This is a genomic window from Burkholderia territorii, from assembly GCF_001718335.1.
Taxonomy (GTDB): domain Bacteria; phylum Pseudomonadota; class Gammaproteobacteria; order Burkholderiales; family Burkholderiaceae; genus Burkholderia; species Burkholderia territorii.
The window spans coordinates 952,478-970,794 of sequence record NZ_CP013366.1 but is presented as its reverse complement, the minus strand read 5'-3'; the positions used below and the strand labels follow the sequence as shown (position 1 = coordinate 970,794).

Sequence of the window (18,317 nt, the reverse complement as noted above, 5' to 3'; positions counted from 1 at the left end):
CCGGTGCCGCGGACCCGCGACGATTCGAACGACGACAAACGCGTCACCCGGCCGCCGCGCCCGCACGCGCGGGCGCTGGCCCCAACAAGGAGGAAGACAATGGCAATGACCGACGCATCGGCCTCGGGCTGGTCGGATGGCAAACGTTATCTGTGGCTGCTCGGCGCGGTGACGATCACGCTGCCGATCCTGTCGGCCCAGCTCGCACTGTCGACGGGCCTTCACGTGTTCTGGTGGTTCGGCCCGCTGTTCGCGTTCGGCGTGATCCCGATCCTCGATACGCTGATCGGCGACGATCGCGACAATCCGCCCGAAGCCGTCGTTCCGCAACTCGAACGCGAGCGCTACTACCGCTACATCGTCTATCTCGCGACGCTCGTCGAATACGTCGCGTTCTTCATGTGCGTGTGGATCGTCGGCACGCATGCGCTCGCGTGGTACGACTACGTCGGCTTCGCGCTGTCGCTCGGCGCCGCGACGGGCATCTCGATCAACACCGCGCACGAACTCGGCCACAAGACCAGCCGCTTCGAGCGCTGGCTCGCGAAAGTCACGCTCGCGCCGGTCGCGTACGGGCACTTCTTCGTCGAGCACAACCGCGGCCATCACGTGCGCGTCGCGACGGCCGAGGATCCGGCGAGTGCGCGCTACGGCGAATCGTTCTGGGCATTCCTGCCGCGCACGGTGACGGGCAGCATCCGCTCGGCGTGGCGTCTCGAGAAGGCTCGCCTCGAGCGCCTCGGACATTCGCCATGGACCTGGCGTAACGAAGTGCTGCACGCATGGGCGATGACCGTCGTCGTATGGGGCGTCGCGATCGCGATGGCCGGCAAGGTCGTGATTCCGTTCCTCGTGATCCAGGCCGCGTACGGCGCGTCGCTGCTCGAAGTCGTCAACTACGTCGAACACTACGGGCTCGGGCGCCGCAAGCTGCCAAGCGGCCGCTACGAACGCTGCACGCCGCAGCATTCGTGGAACAGCAATCACGTCGTCACCAACCTGTTCCTGTACCAGTTGCAACGGCACGCCGACCACCACGCGAACCCGACGCGCTCGTACCAGGCGCTGCGCCACTTCGACGACTCGCCGCAACTGCCGGCCGGCTACGCGACGATGATCCTGTTCGCGTATGTGCCCCCGCTCTGGTATCGCGTGATGAATCCGCGCGTCGTCGCGCATTACGGCGGCAACATGGCGCAATCGAACATCAAGCCGTCGATTCGCGCTCGCGTGCTCGCGCAATATCCCGCCGCGGCGTGATGCTGCACAGTGCGGTCGCGGTCGCGGTCGCGGTCGCGGTCGCGGTCGCGGTCGCGGTCGCGGTCGGCAATATCGTCACGCGGCCTGCGGCAGCCTGAACACGGCGACCGCGTTGCGCAACGCGCTCGCCTGCTCCGCCAGCGCCTGCGTCGCGGCCGACGCCTGCTCGACCAGCGCCGCGTTGCGCTGCGTCGCTTCGTCCATCTGGGAGACCGCGACATTCACCTGCTGGATGCCGCCGCTCTGCTCCTGCGATGCGGACGAAATCTCACCGACGATCGACGTGACCCGCTGCACCGCACCGACGATCTCGTGGATCGACTCGCCCGCGCGCGCGATCAGCACGGCACCTTCGTCGACCCGCCGCGTCGATTGCTCGATCAGCGCCTTGATCTCCTTCGCGGCGGCCGCGCTGCGCTGCGCGAGCGTGCGCACCTCCGACGCGACCACCGCGAAGCCGCGCCCCTGCTCGCCCGCACGCGCCGCCTCGACGGCCGCGTTCAGCGCGAGGATGTTGGTCTGGAACGCGATGCTGTCGATGACCGCGATGATCTCGCCGACCTTCGCCGAGCTGGAGGCAATCCCGTTCATCGTGTCGACGGCGTCGGTCATCACGCCGCCGCCCACGGACGCGATGTCCGATGCGTCCCGCGCCAGTTGCGCCGCGTGCTGCGCGTGTTCGGCCGACTGGCGCACGATACCCGTCAGTTCGGTCATGCTCGCCGCGGTTTCCTCGATCGACGCGGCCTGTGCCTCGGTGCGCGACGACAGGTCGTGATTGCCCGCCGCGATCTGCGCACTCGCGGTCGCGACGGCTTCGGCGTGCGTGCGCACCTCGAGTACGACGCCCGACAGGCTCGCCTGCATCGTCCGCAGCGCGCGCAGCAGGTCGGCGATCTCGTCGCGACCGGCCGCGTCGACGTCGCGCGTGAGGTCGCCGCCGGCTACCGCCTGCGCACAGGCCACCGCGCGATCGAGCGGCCGCAGGATCGCGCGGCTGAACAGGAACGCGCCGATCATCGCGATGCCGAGCACGATCAGCATCAGCACGACGCTCGCCGCGGTGGCGTGGCTCGCATCGCGGCTCGCTTGCGCCGACACGCCGGCGCTCTCGTCGGCGATGCGCTTCGCCGCGCGCTCGAGCAGCGCGGCGGGTGCGCGGTCGACGCCCGCGACGGCCGCATCCCCGGCCGTCGGCTCGAAGCCGGCGGCCTTGAACGCGTCGAACCCGCGCCGGTAGCCGTCACCCATCGCCGCATGCGCGCGCATGAACTGCTCGACGAGCGTACGGCTCTCGCCGGGCGGCAACTGGTTCACGAGTTGCGCGGCGAGCGTATCGACCGTGCGCTCGCGCGTCTGGAATGCCTGCCAGTACTTGTCGAGCTTGTCGGGCTGCTTGCCGCGCAGCAGCGTGTCCTTCCATTCCTGGACCTGCAGCTTGAACTGCACCAGCGTCGCCGACACGAGCCGTTCGTCGGCGACACGGGTCTGCACGTCGTTCGCGAACGTGTCGATCGAGCGGTTGAGGATGCGGATGCCGTACAGCGCGCCGCAGAACATCAGCAGCAGCGCGAGGGCGAATGCGAGGGGAATCTTGTAGCTCAGCTTCATGGGACCTTGAATCGACGGGAAACGACGACAGCGCAAAACGCGCTTGCCGCCGCTCACTGTTAACGGCGCGCGAAGCGAAGGCTGAAGCAGGACGACGGTAGCGGGAATCCGGCGGGGGGCCGCGACGCAGACGGCGATCCGACAACGACGAGAACCGGAGCGCCCGCAAGCGAATGCCGGCAGGTACGTTGCGACTCTGGCGTCGCGCAATCAGGTCGGGCTTGCCGCGTGCGGTCCGGCCGCCTCGGCCGGGCGCCGCGCGGCCGTCCAGCGACGCACCGCGGCGATCGACAGCGCGCCGCACACGATTCCGGCGATCACGTCGGCGAGGTAGTGACCGCCCTGGGTCGGCGTCGACGCGATCATCGCCGCATTCAGCACGATCGCGGCCGCGAACACGTAGCGGACATGCCGCAGCGCGTAGGCGAACAGCAGCGCCAGCATCACGTGAAACGACGGCAACGACACGAGCCCCTGCACATCGGCCAGATTCAGTTGACGGAACTGCCCGCTGCGCAACAGGCCGTAGTGCGTCACCGTCGACGCGGTGCCCGGATCGGTGATGCCGAAATGGACGAATGCGCTGACGGCGGGCAACGGCGTGGAGACGAGCACGACCACGATCACCGCGAACATGAATTGCACGACGAACTCGGCAAGATCGTCGACGCGACGGACCGCCGCGAGGATGAACGGCACCGCGAGCAGTTGCGGCATGCCGCTGCGATACGCGAGATCGAGCACACGGTGCAGGCCGGGGCGCGCCGTCACCCATCGATACACATCCGGCCAATGGAAACCGAGCATCGCATCGAGGCGGACGAGATGGCTTTCGATCGAAGGCGGCCCGATCGCCACGCAAAGATAGTCGAGCACGGCGACGGCCGCGCAGAGCGTTGCGAGCAGCGCCACGCTCAGCAGCGCGAACGCGAATTCGCGGCAGCGCAGCGCGCGCGTGATGTCGCGATAGCGGCCCACGCGGGACAGCATGGCGAGGACCGAGCTTGCGCCGAACCCGAACGCAACGCGCTGCGCGAATTCGACGACGCTTTCCCGATTCACGACCCAGTCCGTTTGCATCACGCACATGCCGGCGGCAAGCGCTGTCAGCAATACAACCGCGGTCAGCATCGCCCAGATTCGCGTGGTCGCTTTCATCGTGGTTTTTTTGCGGTTCGTGTGGCCGGCTCCTGCGCCTGCACGCTATCGTACATCGTCGTAGAAGCAGCAGCGTTCACTTGCGCGCGACCCAAACGAAAAACCCCGTGATCCTTGCGAATCACGGGGCTTCGTATTTTGGCGGAGAGGGTGGGATTCGAACCCACGGTACGGGGAAACCGTACGCCTGATTTCGAGTCAGGTACATTCGACCACTCTGCCACCTCTCCTTCCTTCCTGCTTCATTTCCCGGTTGGTCGTGTCCGGGAAAGAAAAGATTATAGAACGATCTCTTTGAAACTCACAAGCCCTTTTTGCAAATTTTTTTGCGGAGCCTTCGGAGACCGATCGCGGAGCGACCTCACGACGCCTGTGCAGGCGCTTCGATTCGCTCCATGCCGCCCATGTACGGGCGCAGTGCCTCCGGCACGGTGACCGACCCGTCGGCATTCTGGTAGTTCTCCAGCACGGCGACGAGCGTGCGGCCGACCGCGAGGCCGGAACCGTTCAGCGTATGCACGAGCTCAGGCTTGCCCTGCGCGTTGCGGAAGCGTGCCTGCATGCGGCGCGCCTGGAACGCCTCGGTGTTCGAGCAGCTCGAGATCTCGCGATAAGTGTTCTGCGCGGGCAGCCATACTTCAAGGTCGAACGTCTTCGCGGCCGAAAAGCCCATGTCGCCCGTGCAAAGCGTGATCACGCGGTACGGCAGGCCGAGCTTCTGCAGGATCGCTTCCGCGTGGCCGACCATTTCGTCGAGTGCCGCATACGAAGCGTCCGGCGCGACGACCTGCACCATCTCGACCTTGTCGAACTGGTGCTGGCGGATCATGCCGCGCGTGTCGCGGCCGTACGAACCGGCTTCCGAGCGGAAGCACGGCGAATGCGCGGTCAGCTTGATCGGCAGCGCGGTGCCTTCGACGATCGATTCGCGCACGGTGTTCGTCAGCGAAATTTCGGACGTCGAGATCAGATACTGCGTGATCGTGTTTTCGGCGCCGCCCTTCTCGACACGGAACATGTCGTCGGCGAACTTCGGCAGCTGGCCGGTGCCGTACAGGATTTCCGGGTTCACGATGTACGGCGTGTACGCCTCGGTGTAGCCGTGCTGCAGCGTGTGCGTGTCGATCATGAACTGCGCGAGCGCGCGGTGCAGCCGTGCGATCGGGCCGCGCAGCATCGTGAAGCGCGCGCCGGCGAGCTTCGCGCCGGTTTCGAAATCGAGGCCGAGCGGCGTGCCGACGTCGACGTGATCCTTCACCTCGAAGTCGAACTGGCGCGGCGTGCCCCAGCGGCGCACTTCCACGTTGTCGGCTTCGTCCTTGCCGACCGGCACGCTCTCGTGCGCGATGTTCGGCATGCCCAGCATCAGGTCGGACAGGCGCGCCTGGATCTCGCCGAGCTTGGCCTCCGACGCCTTCATCTCGTCGCCGATTCCGCCGACTTCGGCCATGACGGCCGACGTATCCTCGCCCTTGCCCTTCATCGCGCCGATCTGCTTCGACAGGCTGTTGCGGCGCGCCTGGAGCTCTTCGGTACGGGTCTGGATCGCGCGGCGTTCCGCTTCGAGGGCGGAGAACGCGGCGACGTCGAGGGTGTAGCCGCGATCGGCGAGGCGCTTGGCGACGCCGTCGAGGTCTTTGCGCAGCAACTGGATGTCGAGCATGGGAGGACTTGGAAAATCGTTGTGTAAGACGGGAATTCTAACGCACCGCGGGGCCGCCACGGCATTGGCCGAACGGACAGCGCCGCAAATGCGCGACGCGCGTGGCAGTATCGCATTGCCGGGCCGCATGTCGGCAGACGGCGAAACGCATTGCGCGGCGCGGCTGAACAGCGAGCGGAAGCCGACCAGGCCGTGCACGTCCCGGCGGGCGACGCACCCGCGCCGCATCACCATCACCCGAGGGAACCCGATGGCCATCGAACTGGACAAGGATGTCCGCGACCGCGCGATCGCGTCGCTGCAACGCTATTTCACGGAGAACATGGACGAGCCGATCGGCAACATCCAGGCCGGCGCGCTGCTGCACTTCTTCGTCGAGGAAATCGCGCCGGCCGTCTACAACCTCGCGATTGCCGACGCACAGGAGCGCCTGCACGCACGAGTCGCCGAACTCGACATCGACTGCCACGCGGAGCCGTTCGAGTACTGGAAGAAACAGCCGGGCCGCAGGCGCTGAGCACCCGCGGGCAGCCAACGGCCGGTCAGTCCTTCTTGCCGGCCTCGCGATCGAGCTCGCGCAGCCACGCGAGCTTGTCGGCGATCTTCGATTCGAGCCCGCGCGGCACCGGCTTGTACCAGCGCGGCTCGCGCATTCCTTCCGGCAGGTACGACTCGCCGGCCGCATAGGCATTCGGCTCGTCGTGCGCGTAGCGATACGCGTGACCGTAGCCGAGTTCCTTCATCAGCTTGGTCGGCGCATTGCGCAGATGCACGGGGACCTCGCGCGACTTGTCCTGCTTCACGAACGCCATCGCCTGGTTGAACGCGTTGTAGCCCGCGTTGCTCTTCGCCGCGCACGCGAGATAGATCACCGCCTGCCCGAGCGCGAGCTCGCCTTCGGGCGAGCCCAGCCGCTCGTAGGTCTCGGCCGCGTCGTTCGCCACCTGCAGCGCGCGCGGGTCGGCGAGGCCGATGTCTTCCCACGCCATCCGCACGATCCGGCGCGCGAGATATTTCGGATCCGCGCCGCCGTCGAGCATCCGGCAGAACCAGTACAGCGCGCCGTCCGGGCTCGAACCGCGCACCGACTTGTGCAGCGCCGAGATCTGATCGTAGAAATTGTCGCCGCCCTTGTCGAAGCGCCGCGCGTTCAGCGTCATCGCGCTGCTGACGAAATCGGCGTCGATGGTCGTGACCCCGGCGGACGATGCGGCCGTCTGCGCCTGCTCGAGCAGGTTCAGGAAGCGCCGCGCGTCGCCGTCGGCGTAACCGATGAGCGTATCGATCGCCTTGTCGTCGAACGCGAGGCCGTCGAGCGCGATGTCCTGCGCGCGCTTGAGCAGCTGACGCATCTCGTCGTCGTTCAGCGACTGCAGCACGTACACCTGCGCGCGCGACAGCAACGCCGAGTTGACTTCGAAGCTCGGGTTTTCGGTCGTCGCGCCGATGAAGGTCACGAGCCCCGACTCGACGAACGGCAGCAGCGCATCCTGCTGCCCCTTGTTGAAGCGGTGGATTTCATCGACGAACAGGATCGTATGGCGGCCGGTGCGGTTCAGCGTGTCCTTCGCCTGCTCCATCGCCTCGCGGATGTCCTTCACGCCGCCGAGCACCGCCGACAGCGCGATGAACTCGCAGTCGAACGCGAGCGCGGTGAGGCGCGCAAGCGTCGTCTTGCCGACGCCGGGCGGCCCCCAAAGGATCATCGAATGCGGCTTGCCGGACTCGAACGCGAGCCGCAGCGGCTTGCCTTCGCCGAGCAGATGCGTCTGGCCAATTACCTCGGCGAGCGTCTTCGGCCGCAGCGCCTCGGCGAGCGGCCGGCGCGGCTCGACTTGAAACAGGTCGGACATGAACCCTCGCTCCAGATCAAACGATGGCGGCCGAACCGGCCGCCGGACCCGACATTATGACAGCCGCACGACGGCACCGCCGGTGCGGGCCGCCGCAGGCGAGGCCGGTGATCGCGCCCGGGGCCTGCGCTTGGTGCCCGCGTCCGGTGCCCGCGCCTGGTGCCCGCGTCCGGTGCCCGCGCCTGGTACCCGCGTCCGGTACCCGCGTCCGGTGCCCGCGCCCCCAAACAACACGGGCCTGCCGTCGCCGGCAGGCCCGTGTCGCGAAAGCGTGCAGTGCAGATCAGCCTGTGATCACATCCGCGCCCTTCGGCACGACGAACTTGAACGCATCGCTCTTCAGCGGCGGATTCGTCTGGATGTTCGTGAAGGTGAGCAGCGTGACGTTGCCGAACACGTCGTGCAGTTCCATCGCGGCGAGCGTGCCGTTGCGGAAGCCGATGCCGATCCGCTGGAATTGCGTGTCCTGCGCCTTCGGCAGCATCTCCAGCCACTCGATGCCGCCCTTCTCGCCCGCATCGCGCAGCGTGTAGTTCTTGTCGAGATCGTTGCTGCCGAACAGGATCGCGGCCGGGCTCGCGCCCAGCGCGCCGTTCAGCTTGCGCTCGGTGACCTGATTGAGGTCGCGGTCGTACACGTAGAGCTTGTCGCCGTCGGCCTGCAGCACCTGCTGATACGGCTTCTGGTACGTCCAGATGAACTTGCCCGGACGCGAGAACACGAACGTGCCGCTCGAGTTGTCGTTCGGCTTCGGTGCGGCCTGTGCGGCGCTCGCGCCCTTGGCCGGCGCCTTGACGATCTGCTGCGTGAAATCGCCTTTCGCCGAACGCACCTGCGACACGAAGGCCTTCAGTTGCTCGGTGCCGCCCGCGAACGCATGCGTCGCCGCGAGCATCAGCGATGCGCCGGCGAGCGCCGCGCCGAGCCAGCGCCGCGTCGAACGAAGGGAAGGAACGAACGAAAGTTGCTGCATGTTGCGGTTTTCTCCCTGGGTGGCCGGCGCTGCGGGCGCCGCGGACTCATTCCGCGTCGCGCGCCGGCACAAGAATTTCGCGGTTGCCGCTCGACGACATCGCCGACACGAGCCCCGATTGTTCCATCTGTTCGAGCAGCCGCGCCGCGCGGTTGTAGCCGATCCGCAAATGGCGCTGCACGAGCGAAATCGACGCGCGGCGGTTCTTGATGACGATCTCGACCGCCTGATCGTACAGCGGATCAGACTCGCCGCCGCCTTCGCCGGTTCCCGCGCCGGCCGAACCCTCGTCGCCGTCGGCGGTGCCGCCCTCGAGCAGCCCTTCGACGTAGTTCGGCTCGCCCTGCTCCTTGAGCTTCTCGACGACGCGATGCACTTCGTCGTCGGCGACGAACGCGCCGTGCACGCGCACCGGCAATCCGGTGCCCGGCGGCAGGTACAGCATGTCGCCCATCCCGAGCAGCGATTCGGCGCCCATCTGGTCGAGAATCGTGCGCGAGTCGATCTTCGACGACACCTGGAACGCGATCCGCGTCGGCACGTTCGCCTTGATCAGGCCGGTGATCACGTCGACCGACGGACGCTGCGTCGCGAGGATCAGGTGGATGCCGGCCGCGCGCGCCTTCTGCGCGATCCGCGCGATCAGTTCCTCGACCTTCTTGCCGACGACCATCATCAGGTCGGCCAGCTCGTCGATCACGACGACGATGTTCGGCAGACGGCCGAGCGGTTCGGGATCGTCCGGCGTCAGGCTGAACGGATTCGGAATCTTTTCCTCGCGCTTCGCCGCTTCGTCGATCTTGTTGTTGTAGCCCGCGAGGTTGCGCACGCCGAGCTTGCTCATCAGCTTGTAGCGGCGCTCCATCTCCGCGACCGTCCAGTTCAGCGCGTGGCCCGCCTGGCGCATGTCGGTGACGACCGGGCACAGCAGGTGCGGAATGCCCTCGTAGACGCTCATTTCGAGCATCTTCGGATCAATCAGGATCAGGCGCACCTGCTCGGCGGTGGCCTTGTAGAGCAGCGACAGGATCATCGCGTTGATCCCGACCGACTTGCCCGAACCGGTCGTGCCGGCGACCAGCAGGTGCGGCATTTTCGCGAGATCCGCGCACACCGGCTTGCCGCCGATGTCCTTGCCGAGGCTCAAGGTCAGCGCCGACGACGCGGCCGCATAGACTTCCGAGCCGATGATTTCGGACAGATGGACCGTCTGGCGGCGCTGGTTCGGCAACTCGAGCGCCATGTAGTTCTTGCCCGGGATCGTCTCGACCACGCGGATCGACACGAGCGACAGCGAACGCGCGAGATCCTTCGCGAGGTTGACGATCTGGCTGCCCTTCACGCCGGTGGCCGGCTCGATTTCATAGCGCGTGACGACCGGCCCCGGGTACGCGGCGACGACGCTCGCCTCGACACCGAAGTCCTTCAGCTTCTTCTCGATCAGGCGCGACGTGAATTCGAGCGTGTCGGCGGAAATCGCTTCCTGCGTCTTCGGCGCGGGATCGAGCAGCGACACCGGCGGCAGCGTCGAATCGCCCGGCAGGTCGGTAAACAGCGGGACCTGGCGCTCGCGCTCGACGCGCTCGGACTTCGCCGGCGTGACGACCGGCGGCACGATCGTCACCGGCTCGTGATCCTCGATGCGCACGCGCTCCTCTTCAACCTTCCCTTCGCGGCGCACGGCCGCGGCTTCGCCGAGCTTGCGGTCGCGTTCGGCCTCGCGGCGCAGCTTCGCGACGTTGACGGCGGACAGGATCGCGCCGCCGACGCGCTCGGCGACCGACAGCCACGAGAAACGGAAATACAGCGACAGGCCGATCGCGAGCAGGATCAGCAACAGCAGCGTGCCGCCGGTGAAGCCAAACGCATGCGACATCGCGCCCGCCACCGCCTCGCCGATCACACCGCCCGGCGCGCGCGGCAGCTGCACCTTCAGCGACCACATGCGCAGCGCCTCGATGCCGTCGCACGCGAGGACGACGAGCACGAACGCGAAGATCTCGGTGAGCCAGCCGATCGGCCGCTCGGGTTCGTCGGCGACCGCCTCGTGACGCGTGATGCGCCGGTAGTTGACCGCGATGCGCCGCCCGAGCGGCACGATCAGCCAGTAGGCCGACAGGCCGAACAGCAGCAGGATGATGTCGGCCGTCCATGCGCCGACGCGGCCGGCCCAGTTCGAGATGTGGTCCACCTGCGCGGCGTGCGTCCAGCTCGGATCGCGCCGGCTGTAGCTCAGCAGGGCCATCACCAGAAAAGCGCAGAGCGCGACCTGGAGAATCCAGCGGATCTCCGTGAGGAGCTTCGACATCCGGTGCGGCAACGCCTGTGCCTGGGCGGAATAAGGAGCTTTTGCCATGAATCCGTATAAAGAGGACGGGCCGCACGCCCGCCTGTCGTTCGATCGCGCTTATTGTAAACGCTGCACCGGGCCGTCAAGTGTAAATGACGGTTACATAAGAGGGCCGGGGCGCCCGAAGCGATCGCGGCAACGCTATCGCCGCGATTGAAACTCTCGTTCGGCACCGCAGCAACGGGGCCTTTATAATGCCCGTCTGATACCCATCTATGACGGCATCCCGGTCAACCCGGATCGTACGGCGAGCCTTACCCCGCCCGCCGCGGCCGCCTTTTACGGATTCGCACATGTCCACGCCCAAACACGCCAAAGTCCTGATTCTCGGTTCCGGCCCAGCCGGCTACACGGCTGCCGTCTATGCGGCACGCGCCAACCTGTCCCCGGTGCTGATCACCGGCATCGCGCAGGGCGGCCAGCTGATGACGACGACCGACGTCGAAAACTGGCCGGCGGACGCGAAGGGCGTGCAAGGCCCGGAACTGATGGCGCGCTTCCAGGAGCACGCCGAGCGTTTCAACACCGAAATCGTATTCGACCACATCCACACCGCGAAACTGCACGAAAAGCCGATCCGGCTGATCGGCGACTCGGGCGAATACACGTGCGACTCGCTGATCATCGCGACCGGCGCTTCCGCGCAGTATCTCGGCCTGGCTTCGGAAGAAGCGTTCATGGGCAAGGGCGTGTCGGCCTGCGCGACCTGTGACGGTTTCTTCTATCGCAACCAGGAAGTCGCGGTGATCGGCGGCGGCAACACGGCCGTCGAGGAAGCACTCTACCTGACGGGCATCGCGAAGAAGGTCACGGTGATCCACCGCCGCGACAAGTTCCGCGCCGAGCCGATCCTGATCGACCGCCTGCTGGAGAAGGAAAAGGAAGGCGTCGTCGACATCAAGTGGGATCACGTGCTCGACGAAGTGACGGGCGAGGAGTCGGGCGTCACGGGCCTGCGCATCAAGAACGTGAAGACCGGCGAAACGCAGGACCTCAGCGTGCAGGGCGTGTTCGTCGCGATCGGCCACAAGCCGAACACCGACCTGTTCCAGGGCCAGCTCGAGATGAAGGACGGCTACATCCTGACGAAGAGCGGCCTGCAGGGCAACGCGACGTCGACGAGCGTGCCGGGCGTGTTCGCCGCCGGCGACGTGCAGGACAACGTGTATCGCCAGGCGATCACGAGCGCCGGCACGGGCTGCATGGCCGCGCTCGACGCGCAGCGCTACCTCGAAAGCCTGCACGACAAGAAGTAAGCACCAGGCATTCGTGCGCCGGGCGCTACAATGGCGTCCGCTGCCGCGAAGCGGGCTTGACCGGAAAGCCGCTGCCGCCGCGCAGCGGCTTTTTTGTGCCCGCGCGTGCGAACGCGCCTGCCCGGTTACCGAATCATGGCGAAGAACCAGCCTCATCCGAGCGATCCCGCGAAGCGGCAGATCGCCGCCCGTCCCGCGAATCCGGCGCCCGCCGCGCCGCCGCCCGCCCCCGATGCCGCCGCCCTGCGCGGCCAGGGGCTGGCCGGTCTCGGCGCATTGCGCAAGTCGCTGCAAGGCGAAGCCGACCGGCGCGAGCGCGCCCGCGTCGAAACCGCGAAGGCCGCCCGCCAGGCGGAAGCCGACGCGAACCTGTTCCGCAACGAAATCGGCGCGATCCAGCCGCTGAACGCACCGCCGCGCGCGAAGTCCGGCCGCACGCCGCCCGATCCGGTGCCGAAGCAGACGCAGCGCGACGAGGAAGCCGTGCTGAATGCGACGCTGTCCGACGAATTCGATCCCGAGACGCTGCTCGACAGCGACGAGTCGCTGTACTACCACCGTCCAGGCATCAGCCGCGACGTCGTGCGCAAGCTGAGGAGCGGCGCATGGATCGTGCAGGCGCAGCTCGACCTGCACGGAATGCGGCGCGACGAAGCGCGCGACGCACTCGCGGAATTCATCCGCGAGGCCGGCAAGAAAGGGCTGCGCTGCCTGCGCGTGATTCACGGCAAGGGGCTCGGCTCGATCGGCAAGGAGCCCGTGCTGAAGGGCAAGGTGCGCGCGTGGCTCGTGCAGAAGGAAGAAGTGATCGCGTTCTGCGAGGCGCGCAGCCACGACGGCGGCGCGGGCGCGGTGCTCGTGCTGCTTCAGCCGCTCGCGGCGCCCGCCGACCGGGGGCCGCGTGCCGCATCCTAGGCTGACGCTCGCGATCGCGGTGCTGGAAGCGATCGCGACGCTGGCGTTCGCGATCTCGGGCTTCATCGAGGCACGCAAGAACCGGCTCGACTCGGTCGGCACGTTCGTCGTCGCGCTCGCCACCGCGTTCGGCGGCGGCACGCTGCGCGACATCCTGCTCGAGCGCCGGCCGTTCTACTGGGTCGTGCACGACGACTACGTGATCGCGATCTTCGTGCTCGCGCTGTTCGCGCCGTTCGTGCTGCGGATGCTGTCGCGGCTATCGGCCGAGCGGCTGCTGCTGGTGGCCGATGCGATCGGGCTCGGCATCTTCAGCATCTCCGGCACCGCGATCGCGCTCGATGCCGAGATGCCGCGCTTCATCGCGGTGATGATGGGCGTGATCACGGGCGTGGTCGGCGGGATCATCCGCGACGTGCTGTGCAACGACATCCCGCTGATCCTGCGCGATTCGCGGCCGTACGCGACCTGCGCGTTCGTCGGCTGCTGGTTCTACCTGCTGCTCGCGTGGCTGCAGTTCGATTCGGTCTATAGCGTGCTGCTCGCGACCGCTTTCATCCTCGTCGCGCGGCTCGCGACGTTCAAGTTCGACGTGCGGTTGCCGCACTAAAGCGACCGCGCTGCCATGCCGCGTCGCCGGCACGCCAAAACGAAAGGGGCCGTTCATCGACACGGCCCCTTCTCTTTCGTTCAGCGCTTACTCCACCTCACGCGATCCGCTCTTCCGACGCCGGATCGAACAGCACCGCCTTCGACACGTCGAACAGCAGCGACTGCGTCTGCCCCGGCTGCGGATTCGCGGCCGGATGCACGCGGCTCACGATCCGCTTGCCGTTGACCTGCGCGAACACGTGCGTGTCCGGGCCGGTCGGCTCCGTGACGTCGACGCGCACGTCGATCGGCTGCAACTGCGACGTCTCGCCGTGGTGCGCATTGCGCACGTCGGTGATGCGCTCCGGGCGCAGGCCGAGGATCACCTCGCGGCCCACGTGGCCGTTCATCCGCTTCGCGTCGAACGGCAGGTTCAGCGCGCCGCGCGCAAGGCCCGTATCGATTTCGAGCGCGACCCCGCTGCCCTGCTCGACCAGCTTGCCGTTGATGAAGTTCATCGGCGGCGCGCCGATGAAGCCGGCGACGAACAGGTTCGACGGGGAATCGTAGATGTCCTGCGGTGCGCCGAACTGCTGGACCACGCCATCCTTCATCACCGCGATCCGGTCGCCGAGCGTCATCGCCTCGATCTGGTCGTGCGTCACGTACACGATCGTCGTGCCGAGGCGCTGGTGCAGCAGCTTGATTTCCGCGCGCATTTCGATGCGCAGCTTCGCGTCGAGGTTCGACAGCGGTTCGTCGAACAGGAACAGCGACGGATCGCGCGCGAGCGCACGGCCCATCGCGACACGCTGGCGCTGGCCGCCCGACAGCTGGCCCGGCTTGCGGTCGAGCAGATGCTGGATCTGCAGCATCGCCGACACGCGCTCGACGATCTGCTGCTGCTCGCTCTTCGGCACCTTGCGAATGTTCAGGCCGAACGAGATGTTCTCGCGCACCGTCATCGACGGATACAGCGCGTACGACTGGAACACCATCGCGATGTCGCGATCCTTCGGCGACAGGTCGTTCACGACCTTGCCGTCGATGCAGATCTCGCCGCTCGTCACGGTCTCGAGGCCGGCGATCATGTTGAGCAGCGTCGACTTCCCGCAGCCCGACCCGCCGACCAGGATCAGGAACTGTCCGTCCTCGATCTCGATGTCGACACCCTTCAGGACCGGCACCCCGTTCGGGTAGGTCTTGTACACGTCACGGATGGAAAGGCTTGCCATGCTGTGAATCCTCTGTCTCGTCTCGCGCGGCGCACTGCGGCGCCGCGTCGGTTCGTTTCGATGCGCCGCGCGTCGTGCGCGGCCGGTTCGTCGTATCGGATGAAACCGCGCTTACCCCTTCACCGCGCCCGCCGTCAGCCCGCGCACGAAGTAGCGGCCGGCGACCACGTAGACGAGCAGCGTCGGCAGCGCGGCGATGATGGCGCCCGCCATGTCGACGTTGTATTCCTTCACGCCCGTCGACGTGTTGACCAGGTTGTTCAGCGCGACCGTGATCGGCATCGAGTCGACGCCGGAGAACACGATCCCGAACAGGAAGTCGTTCCAGATCTGCGTGAATTGCCAGATCAGGCACACCATGAAGATCGGCAGCGACACGGGCAGCAGGATCTTCGTGAAGATCGTGAAGAAGCCCGCGCCGTCGATGCGCGCGGCCTTCACGAGCTCGGCCGGCACGCTCACGTAGAAGTTGCGGAAGAACATCGTCGTGAACGCGATCCCGTACACGACGTGCACGAACACCAGGCCCGGAATCGTGTTGGCGAGACCGAGCATCCCCTGCAGGCGCGCCATCGGCAGCAGGATCACCTGGAACGGAATGAAGCAGCCGACCAGCATCATCGTGAACAGCGCATCCGCGCCGCGAAAGCGCCAGTGCGTGAGCACATAGCCGTTGAACGCGCCGATCAGCGACGAGATCAGCACGGCCGGGATCACCATCTGCAGCGAGTTCAGGAAGAACGGCTTCATGCCGTCGCAGCGCACGCCGGTACACGCGCCGCTCCACGCCTTCACCCACGGATCGACGGTCCAGTGCGTCGGCGGCGTCAGCAGGTTGCCGGTGCGCAGCTGGTCGAGATCCTTGAAGGACGTCGACAGCATCACGTAGATCGGGAACAGGAAATACAGCGCGAACAGGATCAGCGCCGCATAGATCACTGCCCGGCTGATCGTCATCTTAGGCTGCATTGCGGGTGCTCCTCGATTCCATATACATCAGCGGCACCAGCACCGCGACCACGGTCGCGAGCATCATCACCGACGACGCCGCGCCGAGCCCGAGCTGGCCGCGGTTGAACGAAAACGTGTACATGAACATGGCCGGCAACGACGACGACGTGCCGGGGCCGCCCGCCGTCAACGCGACCACCAGGTCGAACGTCTTGATCGTGATGTGGCAGAGAATCAGCAGCACCGAGAAGAACACCGGTCGCATGCTCGGGATCACGATCTTGCGGTAGATGGTCGGCAGCGTCGCACCGTCGACCTGCGCGGCCTTGAAGATCTCGGCGTCGACGCCGCGCAGCCCGGCGAGGAACAGCGCCATCACGAAGCCGGTCGACTGCCACACGGCGGCGATCACGATACAGAAGATCGCCTTGTCCGGATCGTCGAGCCAGCCGAACGAGAAGCTCGTCCAGCCCCAGTCGTGCATCACCTTCTCCAGGCCGAGGCCCGGGTTCAGGATCCACTGCCATGCGGTGCCCGTGACGATGAACGACAGCGCCATCGGATACAGGAAGATCGCGCGCAGCGCGCCTTCGTTGCGGATCCGCTGGTCGAGCAGGATCGCGAGGAACAGCCCGAGCCCGACGCAGATCGCGATGAACGGAATCCCGAACCAGCCGAGGTTCGCGGCGGAGGTCCACCACACGTCGTTCTGGAACAGGTCCGTGTAACGGCCGAAGCCGTCGAATTCGTAGTTCGGCAACAGCCGCGAGTTGGTCAGCGACAGATAGCCGGTAATCAGGATGAAGCCGTAGATGAACACCACGGCGATCGCGAGGCTCGGCGCGAGCACGAGCTTCGGGATCCAGCGATCGGCGAAGGCCGACATCGGCGACGTGCGCCGCGCGACGGCAGCGCCGGATCCGTTTCCGCTAAGAGGGGCAGCCACTTGATTCGACTCCTGGAACGAGGGTGACGCAGGCCGGGCCGGCGCCGGGTACGGCACGGGCCCGCGGGCGCGCCCGTTTGCTGCACTTGCAAAAACGCCCGGCCGACGAAGCGTTTCCGGCCGGACGCCTGTCGCGCTTTACTTCACCTTCGCGGCTTTCGCGAGCGCGGCGACCGCGCTCTTCGAATCCTGCTGCGAGTTCATGAACTTCGTCACGACGTCGGTGATCGCGCCGGCCGTTGCGTCGCCCTGCGCCATCCCGTGCGCGAGCGACGGCACGAAGCCGCCCGACTTGATCGCGGTCTGCTCGTCGGCATACGACTTCTTCGCGCAGTCGTCGAACTTGTCCATCTTCACGCCGAGGCGCACCGGCACCGAGCCCTTCAGCAGGCTGAACTGCTCCTGGAAGCCTGGCGTCATGATCGTCTTCGCCAGTGCGATCTGGCCGGGCGTCGCATCCTTCTGGCCCTTCTGCTGGAAGAACACGAACGAGTCGACGTTGAACGTGTACGAGTTCGCGGTGCCCGGCACCGGCGCGCAGATGTAGTCCTTGCCCGCCTTCTTGCCGGCGTTCTCGAACTCGCCCTTCGCCCAGTCGCCCATGAACTGCATGCCGGCCTTGCCGTTGATGACCATCGCGGTCGCGAGGTTCCAGTCGCGGCCGTTGCGGCCGGTGTCGAAGTAACCCTGGATCTTGCGCACCGTGTCGAACACCGACACCATCTGCGGCGACGTGAGCGTCGCCTGGTCGAGATCGACCAGCGCCTTCTTGTAGAACGCCGGGCCCTGCGACAGCACGACGTCTTCCCACAGCGTCAGGTCCTGCCACGGCTGGCCGCCCATCGCGACCGGCTGGATGCCCGCGGCCTTCAGCTTGTCGGCCACCGCGAAGAATTCGGGCCAGGTGGTCGGCACTTTCGCGCCGATCTTGTCGAGCGCGGCCTTGTTGATATAGAGCCAGTTCACGCGGTGCACCGAGAACGGCGCGGCGACGGTGTGGCCCTTGTACTTGATGATCTTGTCGATTTCCGGCGGCAGGTTCTGCTTCCAGTCGCCGGCGGCAGAATCGATGTTGACGAGCACGCCCTGGTCGGCCCAGTCCTGGATCAGCGGGCCCTTGATCTGCGCGGCCGACGGTGAGTCGCCGCTGATCACCTTGGTCTTCAGCGCGGTCATCGCCGCGGCGCCGGCGCCGCCCGCGACCGCGAAGTCCTTCCACACGTAGCCCTGCTTCTGCAAGTCGTCCTTCAGCACGCCAACGGCCTTCGACTCGCCGCCCGAGGTCCACCAGTGCAGCACGGTTACGTTCTCGGCCGCCTGCGCCGCCACGGCGCCAGCCATCAGACCCGCGGCGCAGAGCGCGCCCATGATCGAGCGAACTTTCATTACTTATCTCCTCCAGACTGAATCAACTCGTGAAGTTCCCCGACGGGGAACCGGCTTCTTGATAAACGACGGGGAAATCGAGCCGCGGGACGCATGCAGCGTACGGGGCCGATGACCGGCCGGGCTCTTACAGAAAGCGTGAATCGAGATTCAACGGCGTGTCTCCTCT

Annotated in this window: 14 protein-coding genes, 1 tRNA gene and 1 pseudogene; 5 read left to right on the top strand and 11 right to left on the bottom strand. The window is 66.5% G+C overall.

The window, feature by feature from the left end; translation table 11 throughout:
• Window positions 1-99: 99 nt before the first annotated feature.
• A complete protein-coding gene (locus tag WS51_RS15130) occupies window positions 100-1,260 on the top strand; it encodes an alkane 1-monooxygenase (protein WP_059977886.1) in 1,161 nt (386 codons plus the stop codon).
• Window positions 1,261-1,335: 75 nt separating this feature from the next.
• On the opposite strand, the gene WS51_RS15125 is transcribed toward WS51_RS15130, so the two are convergent.
• From WS51_RS15125 to serS, 4 genes are all read right to left on the bottom strand, one after another.
• On the bottom strand, window positions 1,336-2,871 hold the full coding sequence (locus WS51_RS15125) for a methyl-accepting chemotaxis protein (RefSeq protein WP_059507112.1): 1,536 nt from the start codon (window positions 2,869-2,871) through the stop codon (window positions 1,336-1,338).
• Between the two features lie 210 nt (window positions 2,872-3,081).
• Window positions 3,082-4,029, bottom strand: a complete 948-nt coding sequence (locus tag WS51_RS15120) for a phosphatase PAP2 family protein (RefSeq protein WP_236872386.1) — start codon at window positions 4,027-4,029, stop codon at window positions 3,082-3,084.
• 139 nt (window positions 4,030-4,168) lie between these two features.
• A tRNA-Ser gene (locus tag WS51_RS15115) sits at window positions 4,169-4,259 on the bottom strand.
• A gap of 131 nt (window positions 4,260-4,390) precedes the next feature.
• Window positions 4,391-5,692: a serine--tRNA ligase gene (serS, locus tag WS51_RS15110; RefSeq protein ID WP_059772255.1), complete on the bottom strand. Its 1,302-nt coding sequence runs from the start codon at window positions 5,690-5,692 to the stop codon at window positions 4,391-4,393.
• A gap of 250 nt (window positions 5,693-5,942) precedes the next feature.
• Between serS and WS51_RS15105 the strand changes: the two genes are divergently transcribed.
• Window positions 5,943-6,209: a DUF2164 domain-containing protein gene (locus tag WS51_RS15105; RefSeq protein WP_059448161.1), complete on the top strand. Its 267-nt coding sequence runs from the start codon at window positions 5,943-5,945 to the stop codon at window positions 6,207-6,209.
• A 25-nt stretch (window positions 6,210-6,234) separates the two neighbouring features.
• Here WS51_RS15105 and WS51_RS15100 read toward each other — a convergent pair whose 3' ends face one another.
• From WS51_RS15100 to WS51_RS15090, 3 genes and pseudogenes are all read right to left on the bottom strand, one after another.
• On the bottom strand, window positions 6,235-7,545 hold the full coding sequence (locus WS51_RS15100; protein ID WP_059800358.1) for a replication-associated recombination protein A: 1,311 nt from the start codon (window positions 7,543-7,545) through the stop codon (window positions 6,235-6,237).
• Between the two features lie 283 nt (window positions 7,546-7,828).
• A pseudogene (gene lolA / locus WS51_RS15095) lies at window positions 7,829-8,476 on the bottom strand (outer membrane lipoprotein chaperone LolA); the annotation flags it as partial.
• Between the two features lie 88 nt (window positions 8,477-8,564).
• The gene (locus WS51_RS15090) at window positions 8,565-10,874 is read right to left on the bottom strand and encodes a DNA translocase FtsK (protein ID WP_059448158.1); all 2,310 of its coding nucleotides are present in this window, start codon (window positions 10,872-10,874) and stop codon (window positions 8,565-8,567) included.
• A gap of 287 nt (window positions 10,875-11,161) precedes the next feature.
• On the opposite strand from WS51_RS15090, the gene trxB reads away from it, so the two are divergent.
• The 3 genes from trxB to WS51_RS15075 all read left to right on the top strand — a co-directional run bounded on the left by trxB (window position 11,162) and on the right by WS51_RS15075 (window position 13,649).
• Window positions 11,162-12,124, top strand: coding sequence for a thioredoxin-disulfide reductase (gene trxB, locus WS51_RS15085; protein ID WP_059448157.1), 963 nt, complete (start codon window positions 11,162-11,164; stop codon window positions 12,122-12,124).
• A 135-nt stretch (window positions 12,125-12,259) separates the two neighbouring features.
• On the top strand, window positions 12,260-13,039 hold the full coding sequence (locus WS51_RS15080; RefSeq protein WP_059448156.1) for a Smr/MutS family protein: 780 nt from the start codon (window positions 12,260-12,262) through the stop codon (window positions 13,037-13,039).
• A complete protein-coding gene (locus tag WS51_RS15075; protein ID WP_059448155.1) occupies window positions 13,026-13,649 on the top strand; it encodes a trimeric intracellular cation channel family protein in 624 nt (207 codons plus the stop codon). The genes WS51_RS15080 and WS51_RS15075 overlap by 14 nt, the downstream gene beginning before the upstream one ends.
• A 97-nt stretch (window positions 13,650-13,746) precedes the next feature.
• Here WS51_RS15075 and WS51_RS15070 read toward each other — a convergent pair whose 3' ends face one another.
• From WS51_RS15070 to WS51_RS15055, 4 genes are all read right to left on the bottom strand, one after another.
• On the bottom strand, window positions 13,747-14,865 hold the full coding sequence (locus WS51_RS15070; protein WP_059448154.1) for an ABC transporter ATP-binding protein: 1,119 nt from the start codon (window positions 14,863-14,865) through the stop codon (window positions 13,747-13,749).
• A gap of 111 nt (window positions 14,866-14,976) precedes the next feature.
• Window positions 14,977-15,834, bottom strand: a complete 858-nt coding sequence (locus WS51_RS15065; protein ID WP_059448153.1) for a carbohydrate ABC transporter permease — start codon at window positions 15,832-15,834, stop codon at window positions 14,977-14,979.
• The gene (locus WS51_RS15060; protein WP_011883674.1) at window positions 15,824-16,762 is read right to left on the bottom strand and encodes a carbohydrate ABC transporter permease; all 939 of its coding nucleotides are present in this window, start codon (window positions 16,760-16,762) and stop codon (window positions 15,824-15,826) included. Before WS51_RS15060 ends, WS51_RS15065 begins: the two co-directional genes overlap by 11 nt.
• 138 nt (window positions 16,763-16,900) lie before the next feature.
• Entirely contained in the window at window positions 16,901-18,148 is a 1,248-nt protein-coding gene (locus WS51_RS15055) for an ABC transporter substrate-binding protein (RefSeq protein ID WP_069229398.1), read from the bottom strand.
• Window positions 18,149-18,317: the final 169 nt, after the last annotated feature.